This is a genomic window from Staphylococcus sp. EG-SA-15, from assembly GCF_017151895.1.
In the GTDB taxonomy this organism is placed as follows: Bacteria; Bacillota; Bacilli; order Staphylococcales; family Staphylococcaceae; genus Staphylococcus; species Staphylococcus aureus.
Window position 1 is genome coordinate 1 of sequence record NZ_JACVZN010000025.1, and the last position, 16,516, is coordinate 16,516.

At 33.8% G+C, this 16,516-nt stretch carries 21 protein-coding genes; 7 read left to right on the plus strand and 14 right to left on the minus strand.

Annotated features, from left to right (window positions below; translation table 11 throughout):
- The 4 genes from IDG64_RS15585 to IDG64_RS10400 all read right to left on the minus strand — a co-directional run.
- Window positions 1–61: hypothetical protein (locus tag IDG64_RS15585; protein WP_481906130.1), on the minus strand; the 61-nt coding region annotated here is incomplete at its 3' end.
- Between the two features lie 685 nt (window positions 62–746).
- On the minus strand, window positions 747–1,448 hold the full coding sequence (gene isaA, locus IDG64_RS10390) for a lytic transglycosylase IsaA (RefSeq protein WP_000751274.1): 702 nt from the start codon (window positions 1,446–1,448) through the stop codon (window positions 747–749).
- A 607-nt stretch (window positions 1,449–2,055) separates the two neighbouring features.
- Window positions 2,056–3,111, minus strand: a complete 1,056-nt coding sequence (locus IDG64_RS10395) for a PTS sugar transporter subunit IIC (RefSeq protein ID WP_000200684.1) — start codon at window positions 3,109–3,111, stop codon at window positions 2,056–2,058.
- A gap of 126 nt (window positions 3,112–3,237) precedes the next feature.
- Complete coding sequence (locus IDG64_RS10400) at window positions 3,238–3,336, minus strand: hypothetical protein (protein ID WP_223181132.1); 99 nt, start codon at window positions 3,334–3,336, stop codon at window positions 3,238–3,240.
- Between the two features lie 184 nt (window positions 3,337–3,520).
- Between IDG64_RS10400 and IDG64_RS10405 the strand changes: the two genes are divergently transcribed.
- The 3 genes from IDG64_RS10405 (at window position 3,521) to IDG64_RS10415 (ending at window position 5,237) form a co-directional block, all read left to right on the plus strand.
- Entirely contained in the window at window positions 3,521–4,090 is a 570-nt protein-coding gene (locus tag IDG64_RS10405; RefSeq protein ID WP_001789900.1) for a TetR/AcrR family transcriptional regulator, read from the plus strand.
- Window positions 4,091–4,250: 160 nt separating this feature from the next.
- Window positions 4,251–4,787, plus strand: coding sequence for a hypothetical protein (locus IDG64_RS10410; RefSeq protein ID WP_001808306.1), 537 nt, complete (start codon window positions 4,251–4,253; stop codon window positions 4,785–4,787).
- 219 nt (window positions 4,788–5,006) lie between these two features.
- Entirely contained in the window at window positions 5,007–5,237 is a 231-nt protein-coding gene (locus tag IDG64_RS10415) for a DUF896 domain-containing protein (RefSeq protein WP_000697134.1), read from the plus strand.
- Window positions 5,238–5,399: 162 nt separating this feature from the next.
- On the opposite strand, the gene IDG64_RS10420 is transcribed toward IDG64_RS10415, so the two are convergent.
- Genes IDG64_RS10420 through IDG64_RS10430 form a run of 3 tightly spaced genes read right to left on the minus strand, consistent with a single transcriptional unit; the run spans window position 5,400 to window position 6,934 of the window.
- Window positions 5,400–5,777, minus strand: coding sequence for a VOC family protein (locus IDG64_RS10420; protein ID WP_000616225.1), 378 nt, complete (start codon window positions 5,775–5,777; stop codon window positions 5,400–5,402).
- A gap of 16 nt (window positions 5,778–5,793) precedes the next feature.
- Entirely contained in the window at window positions 5,794–6,615 is an 822-nt protein-coding gene (locus IDG64_RS10425; RefSeq protein WP_000651837.1) for an NmrA/HSCARG family protein, read from the minus strand.
- Between the two features lie 19 nt (window positions 6,616–6,634).
- Complete coding sequence (locus tag IDG64_RS10430; protein WP_000055853.1) at window positions 6,635–6,934, minus strand: DUF2316 family protein; 300 nt, start codon at window positions 6,932–6,934, stop codon at window positions 6,635–6,637.
- Window positions 6,935–7,064: 130 nt separating this feature from the next.
- Here IDG64_RS10430 and IDG64_RS10435 point away from each other — a divergent pair, with 130 nt between their 5' ends.
- The 4 genes from IDG64_RS10435 to IDG64_RS10450 all read left to right on the plus strand — a co-directional run bounded on the left by IDG64_RS10435 (window position 7,065) and on the right by IDG64_RS10450 (window position 10,266).
- On the plus strand, window positions 7,065–7,622 hold the full coding sequence (locus tag IDG64_RS10435; protein ID WP_001224187.1) for a TetR/AcrR family transcriptional regulator: 558 nt from the start codon (window positions 7,065–7,067) through the stop codon (window positions 7,620–7,622).
- Window positions 7,615–8,319 (plus strand): SDR family NAD(P)-dependent oxidoreductase, encoded by a 705-nt coding sequence (locus tag IDG64_RS10440; RefSeq protein WP_000161829.1) that lies wholly within the window; start codon window positions 7,615–7,617, stop codon window positions 8,317–8,319. The genes IDG64_RS10435 and IDG64_RS10440 overlap by 8 nt, the downstream gene beginning before the upstream one ends.
- A gap of 86 nt (window positions 8,320–8,405) precedes the next feature.
- Window positions 8,406–9,416: an amidohydrolase family protein gene (locus IDG64_RS10445; protein ID WP_000836419.1), complete on the plus strand. Its 1,011-nt coding sequence runs from the start codon at window positions 8,406–8,408 to the stop codon at window positions 9,414–9,416.
- 19 nt (window positions 9,417–9,435) lie between these two features.
- Window positions 9,436–10,266 (plus strand): alpha/beta hydrolase, encoded by an 831-nt coding sequence (locus tag IDG64_RS10450; protein ID WP_000448914.1) that lies wholly within the window; start codon window positions 9,436–9,438, stop codon window positions 10,264–10,266.
- 146 nt (window positions 10,267–10,412) lie between these two features.
- On the opposite strand, the gene IDG64_RS10455 is transcribed toward IDG64_RS10450, so the two are convergent.
- From IDG64_RS10455 to IDG64_RS10485, 7 genes are all read right to left on the minus strand, one after another.
- Window positions 10,413–11,303, minus strand: coding sequence for a CobW family GTP-binding protein (locus tag IDG64_RS10455; protein WP_000706519.1), 891 nt, complete (start codon window positions 11,301–11,303; stop codon window positions 10,413–10,415).
- 96 nt (window positions 11,304–11,399) lie between these two features.
- Window positions 11,400–12,740: a ferrous iron transporter B gene (locus tag IDG64_RS10460; RefSeq protein WP_206171317.1), complete on the minus strand. Its 1,341-nt coding sequence runs from the start codon at window positions 12,738–12,740 to the stop codon at window positions 11,400–11,402.
- Window positions 12,734–13,840, minus strand: a complete 1,107-nt coding sequence (locus tag IDG64_RS10465; RefSeq protein WP_001163738.1) for an NAD(P)/FAD-dependent oxidoreductase — start codon at window positions 13,838–13,840, stop codon at window positions 12,734–12,736. The genes IDG64_RS10460 and IDG64_RS10465 overlap by 7 nt, the downstream gene beginning before the upstream one ends.
- A gap of 515 nt (window positions 13,841–14,355) precedes the next feature.
- The gene (locus IDG64_RS10470; protein ID WP_000447710.1) at window positions 14,356–14,652 is read right to left on the minus strand and encodes a DUF4176 domain-containing protein; all 297 of its coding nucleotides are present in this window, start codon (window positions 14,650–14,652) and stop codon (window positions 14,356–14,358) included.
- Window positions 14,640–15,008, minus strand: a complete 369-nt coding sequence (locus IDG64_RS10475) for a hypothetical protein (RefSeq protein WP_000066356.1) — start codon at window positions 15,006–15,008, stop codon at window positions 14,640–14,642. Before IDG64_RS10475 ends, IDG64_RS10470 begins: the two co-directional genes overlap by 13 nt.
- A gap of 14 nt (window positions 15,009–15,022) precedes the next feature.
- On the minus strand, window positions 15,023–15,301 hold the full coding sequence (locus IDG64_RS10480; RefSeq protein WP_000987949.1) for a TIGR04197 family type VII secretion effector: 279 nt from the start codon (window positions 15,299–15,301) through the stop codon (window positions 15,023–15,025).
- A 336-nt stretch (window positions 15,302–15,637) separates the two neighbouring features.
- Complete coding sequence (locus IDG64_RS10485; RefSeq protein WP_001005515.1) at window positions 15,638–16,504, minus strand: fructosamine kinase family protein; 867 nt, start codon at window positions 16,502–16,504, stop codon at window positions 15,638–15,640.
- Between the last annotated feature and the right edge of the window lie 12 nt (window positions 16,505–16,516).

The following is a 16,516-nucleotide window of genomic DNA, read 5'->3' on the forward strand; positions in this document are numbered from 1 at the left end:
ATCCAGGTAAGTATCGCGGGGAATACATTTTTTCTAAACGTTTAAAGTCTTTTGTATCCATGTTAATAAACGCCCCATTTATTTTTCTCTATTTTGTAGCATATCACAATATTTTTGAAAATAAAATATTGCACTGATTTTCATTAATTGATTTAACCCTTAATTAAGATAGTTTTAAATTTTTTATTAAGTAGAAAACAATTATTACAGTTAATTTCATTACTGCAAACCACATATAAATTTGTCGATTTTACTACATAACATAGATTATCATAGATTCTTGAATTTTTAGCAAAATAACTGTTATTTTCATTATATTTTTACAAAAAAAGGTTCGTTTTATATTTTATGCATATTACTGTAACAGAATCATTAAGATATGCTATTCGAATTTACTTTTAAAAAGTTGAATAAACTGATAAACTACCGCGCACTGTTATTAAAATATATCCACGGTGATATCTTTCCAACTCACTTTCAAATTTAACCATATGAAATGACAAATACTCACTCCATATTGAAGTATTTGTGTAAAAAGAATCATGGTGTATTGTTTATTTCGCCTTATCTAATTTAATAGTGACATTAATTCTTCTATCATGACATTAAAATCGTCAGGAATAATAAAATAACATCCTAACCTCTAGAATCAGACTTTAATTTCTAATAAAAAAACTCTCCCCAATTTCTATGGGAAGAGCTATATATTTAATGTCTAAACATTACTTTTATTTATTATGAAGGAATTAGAATCCCCAAGCACCTAAACCTTGTGCTTTGTATGCTTTAACAGCTGCGTTGATTTGTTGGTCAACAGTGTTTGTTGGACCCCAACCTGGCATAGTTTGGAATAAACCTGAAGCACCTGATGGGTTGTAAGCATTTACTTGACCATTTGATTCACGAGCGATGATTGCAGCCCATGTAGAAGCTGAAACACCAGTACGTTGAGCCATGATTTGAGCTGCTGATGAACCAGTAGCACCTGCAGTATTACCATTGCTTAATCTCACTGAACTTGAAGTAGTTGAAGTGCTGTAGTTATGGTAAGTTGGAGCTGAAACAGCTTCAACGTTTGAGTTACTTGATTGTGCATTGTAGCTTACTGATTGTACATTTGAACCTTGGTTGTATGAAGTAGTGTAGTCTGCACCTGCAACGTTTGAGAAACCAGCAGTTTGACCATTAGCTGCTTCATAGCTCCATGACCATGTAGTACCATTTGAAGTAAAGTTATATTGGAAACCATCTTTTACAAAGTGGATGTCATATGCACCATCTTTGATTGGAGCTGCATTTAATTGATCTTGGTGATTATGCGCTAAGTCAACTAAGTGTGCTTGATCAACGTTTACTTCAGCAGCGTGTGCTTCATGTCCTGTGCTTGCTGCGTAACCTGTTACACCTAATGCCACTGCTAATGATGATGCCATAATTGTCTTTTTCATAGTAAAAAATCCTCCAGTAATAATTGTAAGTTTATGTTTTTAGTAATTATATTTTGAATTTGAATGTCGTAGTGCAAGTTTAAATTGTCTTTTATTTCTTTCAACGGTACTCACTATATCACAAAAAACCAGCCAGTAAATTACACTTTCTTTACAAAACATTACAATATCAAGTGTTATTTGTAATGTTGAAATATGGCTGTTTTATACTGTAATGTGAAATATGTGCCCTTTAGAATCCAATCAACCCTTGAAATAGTCTTTAACACATAAGATTTTTACTATATTTAGCTCAACTATTACAGCTTTCGTAATATTACAGATTGTATTTTTGTTACATAGCTGTAATATATCTGACATGTAACTTCTCTTATTTTCGTACATTAAACGCAATTAAAAAGCAATCAACACATATGTTTCTACACATGTATTGATTGCTATTATTGTTGTATATTCAAAGTTTTAAAACACACATCTTTTGTGAATTGTCTTATCTTTTATTAGCGCAAATAAACTGCAGCTCAATTATATTGTTCAACTTCATTCTCGCAATTCACAATAACATTAAATAATTTTTGGTCTCATATTTTCAAAAAACATACTGTTATTATCCCATGAATTTAAAAATATCATTAGTATATAAACGAAACACTTTACGATAAATGATATCTGCAAGCCAAGCTGTTACAAATGGTACAACAAAGAACGCTACTACAATTAGTAAGACACTCAACCAAGCAGAATCAACCTCCATAAATTTAAATGCATTAATCGGTCCTACCATTCCTATAAAACCAAATCCAGCTGATTCTTTCGTTCCATGAATACCTACTAATGCTGATACCAAACCTGATACAATGGCTGTTGTCAATATTGGTAACATAAGAATTGGATATTTCACCATATTAGGTATCATCATTTTAACGCCTCCAAAGAAGACGGATAACGGCACCCCTAAACGATTCACTTTACTTGTACCAATTATCAATACTGCTTCAGTCGCGGAGATACCAATTGACGCTGATCCAGCTGCTAAACCTGTAATACCTATCGCAAAGGCAATGGCCACAGTTGATAGTGGCGAAATAATAATAAGACTAAATACCATTGAAATCAAAATACTCATGACAATCGGTTGTAATTCTGTAAAACCATTAACCATATTACCGATGGCTGTTGTAATCATTTTCGTATACGGCAATATTAAAACACCAATTGCACCTGAAATACCGCCAACAACTGTTGGGAATACAATCAATGCCATACTACCTACACGATGTTGAATAAGTAAAATGAACAACACTGCAATCGCTGCTGTAATCATTGTATTAATTAAATCACCAATACCCGTAATCATCCAAGCACCATTTTTAAACTGCGCTGCACCGCTTCCTACATATGCTGCACTTGCCACAACAGCAATTGCTAATGGCGATAGGTCAAATTTCATGGCAACCAATGCACCAATCAAAGCAGGTACTGTAAATTGAATTGCAACGACAACGCCTAATAACGTTTTAAAAATCGGATGATAATCCATAAAGTATTTAAAAATTTCTCCAAGTATCGCATTAGGAACTAAACCCGCAACAATACCTATGGCGACACCTGATAAAACTCTAAATATAAAATCTTTGGGTGTAATTGTTTTAATTGATGTCATAATATCATCCTTCCATTTATGTATATACATCTGTATGCAAATAATAAAGAGCCTTAAGTTATAAGCTGCCACTAGCTTAAATTCTAAGATGTGCATGCCGATGTTGTTATATTTAGGCTAGCAGTATCATCTATAACTCAAGACTATGAAAAATAGTATATCACAAAATTCTGAATTTTTAGATAAAGAAATTGGCAATTTTTCAAACATATTGTTACAATACACTTTTATTTTATCTTCATTTTTAAAATCCATTAATACAATAGAAGAAAGACATTCAAATGCTTACCAAAAAGGTACATTATTTGTTAGGAGCGTATCAGCACTTACATATCATCAACACAATTGACAATATAATAGAAGATACTGATAATAAGTGTTAAAACAACAGATGTTAGGTAGTGAACAAATGATGGAAAGTAAATCCATAGATCCAAGAATCGTTAGAACCAAACAATTGCTTGTCGATGCTTTTCTTAAAATTTCTAGAGAAAAGAAATTATCTCAAATTACAGTTAAAGATATCACTGATATTGCTACGCTAAATCGTGCAACATTTTACGCTCATTTCACTGATAAAGAAGACCTCCTAGACTACACATTATCTGTAACCATTTTAAAAGACTTGAATGATAACTTGAGCATTTCTAATGTCATTAATGAAAAGGTGCTGCGTAATATTTTCATTTCAATTGCGAGTTATATCAAAGATGCTGCAAAGTCTTGCGAATTAAATAGTGAAGCATTTTGCAACAAAGCACATCAACGTATTAATAATGAATTAGAAGATATTTTTGCGATTATGTTAGAAAACAGCTATCCGGAGCATCAACGAGATATCATTGTAAATAGTGCGAGTTTTTTAGCAGCTGGTATCTCAGGCTTAGCATTACATTGGTTTAACACGAGTCAAGAGACAGCCGATGTGTTTATCGATCGCAACCTTCCATTTTTAATTCATCATATAGCACATTTTTAACAAAACTTGGTATTTAGTCATGCATCTTGAAATCACTATGTGACTTAGGTTCATACTTGTACACACAATAAAATTTAACGTATTACGATTGATTAGCCGTGTCTAGGACATAAATCAACGTCCTATACTCTACAATGTCATATTAGCAGTCGTTAACTGAATGAAAATAAGCTTGTCATTAAAACATAAAGATTTTAGTGACAAGCATTTTGTTTTTGCGTACTTAAACAACACTTCAGGCAATATGTTGTTTAGGCAACAAATGATATGTGCGTGTTTATTGGCAAACGTACGACATAGTAGTATAGTATGTCTAAACAACATATGTTGCATAGTTGATATGCGTTGTTTAAATACTAAGATAGGAGGGATTGACGTGAGCGAGACAGATGAACCTCAGGGGTTTGAACGCACGCATAATATATTAAATATTAATCAGAGTAGTCTGGGTGTAGTGACATACATTACAAATAAATTAAAGTCGACGTTGAAGCAACACATAATAATTGCTCGTGGTAAAAAGCGAATCGACTATCGACTGTCGTATAACTTTTACACTACGTATTATGATAATGTAGAAATCAAGAAAATCGACTGTGAATATACCTATGCTATGCCCATTGCAATTTTAATAAGACACACGATGTCATTCGACAATGCTCATTTCTTTGCTCAGTTACGTCATCCTGTCTTATAAAACAACATTGCAGACATGTATATCAAACGACACTTCAATAACATCACTTTGCCATCGTACTACTATTAAAATCGTGTCTCAAACCCCTTATTTTAATTCCAAAAATCTGCTGGTCAAAAGACCGAGAAACTAAAAACATTACTGGATGTGTTGATAAATTATCTTATAGAAATAAACTCAAAATATATCAACACTTGATTCTAAGGAGGATATGACAATATGAAAATTTTAGATAGAATTAATGAACTTGCAAATAAAGAAAAAGTCCAACCACTTACTGTAGCTGAAAAACAAGAACAACATGCATTGCGTCAAGACTACTTAAGCATGATCCGAGGACAAGTATTAACAACATTTTCCACAATAAAAGTGGTTGATCCAATCGGTCAGGATGTCACACCAGACAAAGTTTATGATCTTCGCCAACAATACGGTTATATTCAAAATTAATATTTGCTCACGAGGTATTGCACTTAAGGTGCCAACTGACCTCATAAACAAAGCCCATACTGATTGAAGACACTAATGTGTCGCACCATGTCTCTTACGACATGTGCACATTAAACTTCATCTTTGTATGGGCTTTTTATTTATTCTTTTGAGAATTTCATTTTAGCAGACTAAAAAATTAAAATGGTGTCCATCAAGATCTTTGAACATTGCACCATAAAACCCTTGGCTTACTGTTGGTTCTTGAACGACTGCGCCACCCGCTTCTTTCACTTTATTCACCAACTGGTCAACTTCTTCATTTGTGTTCACACCTAGAGAAATCATCACTTCATTTGGTTCAGTATTAAGGCTTTGCTGACTTACATTTTGAAAATGCTTGTTTTCTATTAAAATTACGGTTGTTTGACCTATTTGAATACCGACCATTTTATCTAACATTTGTGGGTTTCTATTTATTTTAAATCCTAACGCTTTATAAAACTGTGCGCTCTTTTCTAAATCTTGCACATGCAAATTAAACCACATTGATTGAATCATGATTGCACCCCATTCATTACTTATTATAGTTTTGGACTTTAAGCCAATCACTTAATGATAATCTTGTTGGATTTATTTCAGCCATTAATTCAAAGTCTACTTCATAACCTTTTTCTTCCAACCATTGCTTTTCTGCAACACCACTAACAAATTCTCCTTCTATAACAGTAGATTTACCTGTCACTTCACTAAAAATTGTTGCTGCTTCACTTAATGTAACTTCATCGGAACCAATCTCTATTGATTGATGCGTAAAGCTTTGTGGATGTGCAAAAATATACGATGCAATTTTAGCTATATCAATAGAAGAAATCATTGTGAATTTTATATTCGGATTAATAAATTCTGGTAATGTAATACGTTCATCTTCGACTTTAGCAATGCGTAAAAAATTATCCATAAAGAATGATGGTTTGATAACTGTTGCATTTATATTAGATTCCATTAATCTATTTTCTATTTTTGCTAGTACTTCAAAGTGTGGGCCAGTTCGATTTCGATTAACCCCTCCCGCAGTACTATACACAATATGTTGAATATTTTCTTGCTCAGCTATTTCAATTATCTTCATACCTTGTCTTAATTCTTCGCTAACATCATCTTTAACGATTGGCTGAATACTGTATAAGCCATACTTCCCTTTCATCGCTGATTGCAAACTAACATTATCACTCAGATCACCTTCAACGATTGATAAATGCGGATGTCCTATGTCTGAAAGTTTACGATTATTCTTATTTCTAGTTAATGCACTTACATACCATCCATCCTCTAACAACTGTTTTACAACTGCATTACCTTGCTTCCCTGTTGCGCCTATTACTAAAATATCTTTCATTTTAGATCCACTCCTCTTTTTATCTTAAAAACCAATAGTCCTCTTTTTCACCTTTTAAATACGTATATGGTTCTGGTGTTTGTCCATTTCCTTTAATATTGTCGTTTATTACATCTCTGACATCCCATACTAAATGAATAAATCGTTGTAATTGATGACTAAAAATGCCTAGTGGCGCTGTCATAGCTAATAGTTTTTCCACATCTTCTGTAGTGACATTCAGTTTTTCAGCAATCATTTGAACCGATAAGGTAGATTCTTCAAAATGTGCTTGCAACTCTTCAGCTGTGATGCGTCTTTGCTCTTTATTTAAAGACATTATCAACACTCTTTTCTTTTATGATATTTAATAGTTATTGCAAATTCATTGCTAACTTTCTTAACACGTTTTATAATAAACGGAGAGTTATCCGTTTGTCAATTTTAGAGAATTTTAAGTAGGTGTAATCATGCGAAAAGATGCAAAAGAGAATAGGCAACGAATTGAAGAAATAGCGCACAAACTTTTTGATGAAGAAGGCGTTGAAAACATTAGTATGAATCGTATTGCTAAAGAACTAGGTATCGGTATGGGGACATTGTATCGACATTTCAAAGATAAAAGCGATTTATGCTACTACGTCATACAAAGAGACCTTGATATTTTTATCACTCATTTTAAGCAAATTAAAGATGACTATCATTCTAATTATGAGGTTATGCAAGTGTCGTTAGATTATCTTTTACAATTTAAAATCGATAATAAGGCACTACTGCAATGTATTGAAGCAGGCAACAATAAATTACGTTTTTACCAAAGCGCATTTTATCAAGAATTATTTGATTTTTATTATGACTTATTTAAAAGTGATGACGACACTTACACGAAGTTCAAAACAGATATGCTGTTGCAATCATTATCAACTAGTGTATTTGCCTTCCAAATAGAGCATCGCCATATTTCAATTGAAGCGTACAGAAATTATTTATTAAACATTTATTTAGATGAGGTGGAACGTAATGACTAAAATTGTGTTAATCACAGGAGGCAATAAAGGGTTAGGCTATGCAAGTGCAGAGGCACTTAAAGCATTGGGTTACAAAGTTTATATAGGTTCTCGGAATGATGTAAGAGGACAACAAGCATCACAAAAATTAGGTGTTCATTATGTACAGTTAGATGTTACAAGTGACTACTCAGTCAAAAATGCTTATAACATGATTGCTGAAAAAGAAGGCCGTCTTGATATCCTCATTAACAATGCAGGTATATCTGGTCAATTTTCAGCACCTTCCAAATTGACACCTCGTGACGTTGAAGAAGTATATCAAACGAATGTATTCGGTATCGTACGAATGATGAATACATTCGTCCCTCTCTTAGAAAAATCTGAACAACCTGTTGTCGTCAACGTATCAAGTGGTTTAGGTTCATTTGGAATGGTTACAAACCCCGAAACAGCTGAATCTAAAGTGAATTCATTAGCTTATTGTTCGTCTAAATCGGCAGTAACAATGCTAACGCTACAATACGCTAAAGGATTACCTAACATGCAAATCAATGCTGCTGATCCAGGCGCTACAAATACTGATTTAGTTGGTGATTTTAGTAATAATTCCAAACACGTTTCTGAAGGAATCAAGCCAATCATTCAATTAGCAACGATTGGTGCAGATGGCCCAACAGGTACATTTATTAATGGCGATGGAGAGATGCCTTGGTAGATAAATTTTATGTTACAAACATTGAAATTAGAGGTATATAAAAAATGCTTCTGCAATAGATGCAATACAATATGGAGGCGAATTAAATGAAAAGTATTACGTTTGAAGAACATTATGTCATTGAAGATATTCAAAAAGAAACGATGAATGCGATATCAGCAGATCCTAAAGGTGTACCGATGAAAGTAATGTTAGAAGGCCTTGAAAAAAAGACAGGTTTTACAAATGCCGACGAATTATCACATCATGATGAACGTATCCAATTTATGAATAATCAAGACGTTCAAATTCAAGTCTTATCTTATGGAAATGGTTCTCCTTCAAATTTGGTTGGTCAGAAAGCCATTGAATTATGTCAAAAAGCAAATGATCAATTGGCAAACTATATTGCACAATATCCCAATCGCTTTGTAGGCTTTGCAACTTTACCTATCAATGAGCCTGAAGCCGCAGCGCGAGAATTCGAACGTTGCATCAATGATTTAGGATTCAAAGGTGCGCTCATTATGGGACGTGCACAAGATGGTTTTCTTGATCAAGACAAATATGACATTATTTTCAAAACAGCTGAAAATTTAGACGTACCGATTTATCTACATCCCGCGCCAGTTAACAGTGACATTTATCAATCATACTATAAAGGAAATTATCCTGAAGTAACTGCGGCAACATTTGCTTGTTTTGGTTATGGTTGGCACATTGATGTCGGAATTCATGCAATACATCTAGTATTATCTGGCATTTTTGATCGTTATCCAAAGTTAAATATGATTATTGGACATTGGGGTGAGTTTATCCCATTCTTCTTAGAACGTATGGATGAAGCTTTATTCGCTGAACATTTGAACCACCCTGTAAGCTATTACTTTAAAAATAATTTTTATATCACACCGAGTGGCATGTTAACGAAGCCACAGTTTGATTTAGTCAAGAAAGAAGTAGGTATTGATAGAATTCTTTATGCTGCTGATTATCCATATATTGAGCCTGAAAAATTAGGTGTATTTTTAGATGAACTGGGTTTAACAGATGAAGAAAAAGAGAAAATAAGTTATACAAATGGTGCTAAATTATTAGGTTTATCACCTAACAATTAACAAATGGAGGTCATTGAATATGGAAACTTTAGAATTACAAGGCGCTAAATTACGATACCACCAAGTCGGACAAGGACCCGTGCTCATCTTTATTCCTGGTGCAAACGGTACCGGAGACATTTTTCTGCCTCTTGCAGAACAGTTAAAAGACCATTTTACTGTTGTAGCCGTTGATCGTCGTGATTATGGAGAAAGCGAGTTAACTGAACCACTCCCTGATTCCGCTTCAAACCCTGACAGTGATTATCGTGTCAAACGCGACGCACAGGACATTGCCGAACTTGCAAAGTCATTAAGTGATAAACCTGTCTATATATTAGGTTCAAGTTCAGGTTCAATCGTTGCGATGCATGTGTTAAAAGATTACCCTGAAGTCGTTAAAAAGATTGCATTTCATGAACCACCAATTAATACATTTTTACCAGACAGTACTTATTGGAAAGATAAAAATGATGACATTGTGCATCAAATTTTAACAGAAGGCTTAGAAAAAGGCATGAAAACATTTGGTGAAACATTAAATATCGCACCAATTGATGCAAAAATGATGTCTCAACCTGCTGATACTGAAGAAGGACGTATAGAACAGTACAAACGTACGATGTTCTGGTCAAAATTTGAAATTAGACAATATACGCATTCAGATATTACTTTGGATGATTTCACAAAATACAGCGATAAAATCACCCTACTAAATGGGACAGATTCTAGAGGCTCCTTCCCACAAGATGTTAACTTTTATATAAATAAAGAAACTAGCATACCTATTGTAGATATTCCAGGCGGTCACTTAGGTTATATTCAAAAACCTGAAGGCTTTGCTGATGTATTATTAAATATGTGGGGTTAATCTATCGTTCTCTAATAAAATAGCTTGGACAGTTTTCAAATTATATTTGATGGCTGACCAAGCTTATTTTTATTTACGCTTAAACGTTCAAATCAACTCGTTATTATACATGAAGGCATGTTAACCATTCTCTTCCACTGAAAACACTACTGTTCCAAACATTGATAGTCTTCTTTTGAAATACCCTTTCCGATAAGCACCAAATATTCTGGCACTTTTTTTGAAAATGCTACAGGTGTTAATTCATATTGTCCTTGTGTAAATTGAATGAGATACGTATGTGCGGTGTCTTCAAATGTCATAAACCCTTTCAACCTATAAATATGAGACGGAAGGCATGCTAAACGTTTTATAAACTCTGCTTTAGTACATTTGACTGGTGATTGCACAAATTGATGATTAATCATTTGATGTAACGACTTATGTTTATTGTCAGAAGTTGCTGTCATTTGTCTAACTGATATTGGCAAAGTGACGCTGCCATGCATACCGACTTGTATATCGGCCTCTGGGTTAATAACTTCTAAATCTTTCAATAGTTTGCTCGTTGTTTCAACATCTGCTGAATCTATTTTATTAACAAATAAGACAGAACAATATGCTAATTGCTCATAAAATAAGCCTTGGATGTCTTTAGGGAATGATTTAATGTGTTTATACATGCTTGCGTCTATTACACCAATCATATGTGTAATTGTTGTAAACGGAGCTAAAATAGGCGTTAAACAAGCATCTAAGACAGAGACTGGTTCTGCAATCCCACTACATTCAATAAATACAATGTCTGGTTGCTCTTTTAAATATAATTGATGTAACTGTTCTGATACATCTGCTTTCATTGCGCAACAGATACACCCCTCTGTCAGTTCACTTAAAGGTATGTCTTCAGATACTAAGGCACCATCAACACTCATTTTCCCAAATTCATTCATGATGACTGCTGGTTTCAGCGATTCCTTTAATGATTCAGCGAGCAAATGATTTAAGACAGTCGTTTTACCGCCACCTAAAAACCCACCTATAATAACTATTTTCATCTGCGACTCTCCTCTTATACTTCATATGAATAGCATATTCCAAGATAGATCTCCTATTGACTGACATGACTCTATATTCAGTTATAGTTCATTTTTTTAAATAATCAGCATTACTATTTTAACAATGATGCCTATACCAATAACTAAAGACAATGATGTCACCATTTGCTTTCCAATTAATTTTAGTGCTGACTGACCACCTAAATGTTTCAAAAGCATCGTCATTGTGACCGAGCACGCTGTAAATGTTGAACTAAAAAACACAAGTAGTAGTAACTGTGTTGCTGTCATTCCTTGTAATAAGGCGCCCTGATGCAAATTAAACAAGAGCATGCCGTCTTTTCGAATCATTGAAAATAAAATCCCTGGTGACAATTCTGACGAGATGCCTAATAACGATAATATAGGTGTAAATATTTGTGATAAAACATTCAAAATTGGCGTTAGTGATAAAATACTAACAATAAGACAGATTGTGATAAAAATAGGTAGCGCTTGAACGATAAACATTTGTATATTTTGCCACATTTGTAGCAACATTTGACGTATATTTGGCATATGTAATTGCCTATCATAAGGTAGCGGAACGCTAAGTTGTTGATCATTCTTTTTCAACCATATCCTATTATGTAAGATGCCACCTAAAAGTACTAATATTAAGTACGGCATAAATAGCCATGACTTTCCAGCTACACTAAAAATAGATAATGTCGCACCTATTTGATAACTACAAGAACTACCAAAGCTTATTAAACTCATACACTGTGTCTTCGTGCAGGTATGGCATTGGTGTGCTGCTTGTGAAATAGCTGCTGCATTACATCCAAACCCTTCTAATAGTGGCACGATATCATTACCTTGTAATCCTATCCGTAACATTGATGGTTCAATTGCCCATATCATCCATGATTTGAATCCTGTTTGATCAATTATAGCAGTTGATAAACTAATCAATATTACAACCGGCAATGCCCATACGAGCGAATATGTTCCAAGTGATAGCACACCATAATCACCAAATAATATATGCTGTAATATATCGTGATTGAGCAATGTTGTTTGAGTTAAATATTCTATCCATGCTGATACATACTGATTTTGAAACCAATCTGAAAATTGATAAGCGATACCGATTGGTAATGCAAACATTAAAAATATCAACAACCAGGCTAAAAATGTCGCACTTATTTTAGGTCTTAAATGTCGTCGCTCATGTTGAAATAGTGTCAATTGTTCTATCACATGTTCACTCGCTATAGGCGAAGAAACTACACTTTCTGCCAATGAAATATCTAATTTCTGTTTTATGATTAATAATCTTAATTTCGCTTTTTCTGTTGCGGTAAGTTTATCCGCATGACTAATAACCAAATAATGAGGTTCATTAGGTATGGGCGTATAATGCCCAGTTCTCATATCATATTTCACTTCTAACATGTGCATGACACTTCACAACATGAATAATCATCTAGATACATTTGATTTTTTTGGTAATTTTCAATGACCTCTTGTTTAGCTGGTAAGCCTTCCCGCTGTGTTAAAAGATGGGCAAGTACTGCAAATCGCGCTCTGAATTTATAGATATAGCATAATTTGGCATTATCATTTTCAACTGTCGCACCAATCATAAAAATATTCGGATAACGTGTCGATTCATCATGTGTTGTTAATTTAATATCTTGATTTGTTGTCGCAAATAATTGTTGAACGATTGGATTTTTTGTTGCATCAAAGCCAGTTGCTAGTATTGGTTCATGAGGCGTATGCACACTTTGTCCGCTATCAAAACTGATATGATACTGTCCATTGTTAAAATCAATATCTTTAACTGTATAATGTACATTCATTTCGATGCGAGCACCTTGCTTAATGACATTACCTAGTCGCTGACGTGTATAAGGTGACAATCTAACACTAGGATCAGCATCCGGATCATTTAAACCGGTTGTGCTAGTATAAAGTGCGATGTCAGAGCCATTTTTTGCAAGTTGATATGCAGCATCAAAGCCACTTTCATTACCTCCGATAACCACATATTGTCCCTTATTAAAGTTATCAAAGTCTTCAATTTCACTATAATGAATACCATATTTAAATGGCTTTTTAGGGAAATTATAATCACCTGTTGCGACAAAGATATAATCCGCGTGATATGTCTCTGTTGTCGTTGCAATCGTATAAAATGCATCATCTACAGATATATTTGTGACAACTGTATTTTCAAAGATATTCAGCTCGTAATGGTTGGCAACCACTTGTAAATATTCAGCATATGTTTCTCCGGAAATATGTTCTTCATTAAATGTAAATGCTGGTGAAGTATCCATGGAAATTGCATTCATATCAGGCATGCCAAATCCATTAGACGTAAATGATGGCGTAATCGTAAGGGTCGATTTCGGCCAATGTTTAAATGAATGTCCTACTGTTCCTTTTTCTAAAATAATGACATCTGTTATACCGAAATCTTTTAAGGTAATGGCCATACCTATACCTGCAGCACCGGCACCGATAATAGCCACTTTATGATGTTGCATATTAACACTCCCTCAATGATCTATTTCAAGTTATTGTTTTTGGTTATAAATCGTAATAATTACGATTTATAAAGTATAGACCTATCCTTGAGAAATTTCAATATTAAAAGAAAAACTTCCGCTATTGTAGAGGATTCATCTACATTTCGGAAGTTGGTATGTGTCTTTTTTTTAAAATTTAAGGATGCTACGTTTAGTTCAAATGATTATGAATGACATTTCATGGTATCATCCAGCCTCAGTACTTGGAGATAACATTTTGGCGGTGAGACAGAAATCATATTTTTACAAAATTTATTTCGTCGTCCCACCCCAACTTGCACATTATAGTAAGTTGACTTTCCGTCAGCTTCTGTGTTGGGACCCCAGCTAATTCATCATTTTTGAGCCTAGAACATTTATTTATGTCTCAGATTCTTACACATTAGCCGCAGCCCAGGTGTGCTTAAAAAATGGGAATACATGTGTAAAGCTCATGCATAAGAAATACTAATTTCTAAAGATAAAGTATTTCTTTATTGTTGTGTAACTTCTCCACGTTGTATTTCACTATCCAAATTTTGTTTCATATTTTCAAACAACTCTTGAAATCTAACCTCATCTTGATCAGAATAACCTTTAAAAATAACTGAATCTATATTTTCTTCGTTAAAATAATAAATTTCATCTTCCACAACACCAATCGGATATTTACATGCAGAATAGTCAAACATATACTTTTGATTTTCAATTTCTACAATTGGTCCTCTATTAATAATCATTAACTTTTGCGAACCTTCTTTTAAATAAATAATGCTTCCTATTGTTTCCATTTATTTTCCTCCTTTGTCACCGTCTCAATTTCAACATTCCTTCGCATTTCCAAGTCAATCATCTCTTCTTCCGCTTTACGAATGCCATGTTGAATTTGCTGTTGCTGCTCGTATAACGCTTCCGTTGAACGTCGTTTCGCAAAATGAAATTCATCGCGGAACTGTTCCATACGACTAGCCATATTGCTACTATAATAACGCTCACCTAAATGTTGATATAATTGATCTATCGAATGATTAAGCGCATCACTTTCATCTATCAATGCTTTAACCTCTCGCTTTTCATCATATAAGTCATCCATTTGCTTATGTTTCGCTGTGATTATTTTATTGATTTCATCCAGTTTATTCGACATCATTTCACCACGTTTTAATTTTTACCAATTTCATTACCAATCATTACGTCAGTTTGGTCAAAAGCCTCACCAACTTTTTGTATATTATCGCTCGCAGTTCGTATTGCTTCAGCAACAGATTGATTCTTACTCATCAAATCATCTATCACACTATGAGCATTATTATTTCCACTTACTGTTGTACTTTCATCTTTATCCGGTTTCGACACATTATTACATGTTTCAACAGCGCTTTTAATAGATGATGATGCACTATTAGTCTTGAAAATATCACTTTGAACTGTACTCATCATTTACACCTCTCTCCATTTAAATTATTTTAAAATTATTAGAAACTGTATCAATATATGATATTCAAACATTCAATTATACTTAAATATTGTTTTATGATTATATTCAAAATTATTGTATCAATAAATATGTATCATTCCTAGAATTTTATTGAACAAAAAGTTATAAAATCACTTTTATTGTAACTCAACCTTGTTTTACATTACAGAAATTAACAATAGCGATTAAAATTTTATTTTCCAACAATAAAAAAGCACAAATATTTTTATTGAGGCAGCTGAAGGCCTTCTCATAGCAAAAATATCTGTGCATATTATTATCTCAATCTAACGTAATAACTAACTTGTTGTATCTTGTAAAATCTTATCCATAGAATGCGCAACACTATCACGGTACATCTCACCAAATTTCAATAAATGGACCATCAATAAATATAAACGATAAAATTCAAGTCTATAGGATGCACCTTTTGCGAGTGGATAATGTTTATTATACGCATCATAAAATTCACTCGTAAAACCACCAAATACCGTTGTAATACCGATATCGAATTCTCTGTCACCATATAATGGCGCTGGATCAAATAACGCCGGACGACCATCTTGTAAGAACATATAATTACCACCCCATAGGTCACCATGTAATAAAGACGGTTTACTTTGATGCTTTTCTAATTCCGCCACAATTTGACGTCGCACTTTGTCATATACTTTGATATCGTTGGCATCCCATAGCCCTCTATTTAGCAACTCATCTTTCAAATGGTCCATGCGCTTGTCGACAAAAATGGTACACCAATCGTCTTGCCAATGATTATCAAAAGAAATATCGCCACCTTCATAAGGTAATGAGAAGCCAAATTTGCCTTCTTCTTGTTGCTGACTGTGTAATTGAGCTACGAGTTGCCCTAATTGGCGTTGACTCCCTGAAGCCCCTTCTTCTAAATACGTCATCACTAAATACGCATCACCGTTAACCTCGCCACTTGCAATTACTCTAGGTGCCGTGATACCTGCACGTTCAAATTCATTTAAACCTGCAATTTCTGCAGCATAAAATGATTCTTTTCGTCCACGTTGGACAAGTAAGAAAAATGTATCCGTATCTGTTTCGACTCGATATGCTTCGTTTACATCACCACCACTCACTGGTGAAATCTCTTTAATATCTTTTAAAGGTAAATGCTCTAACCATTGTTCATTCATACAAACACCTTC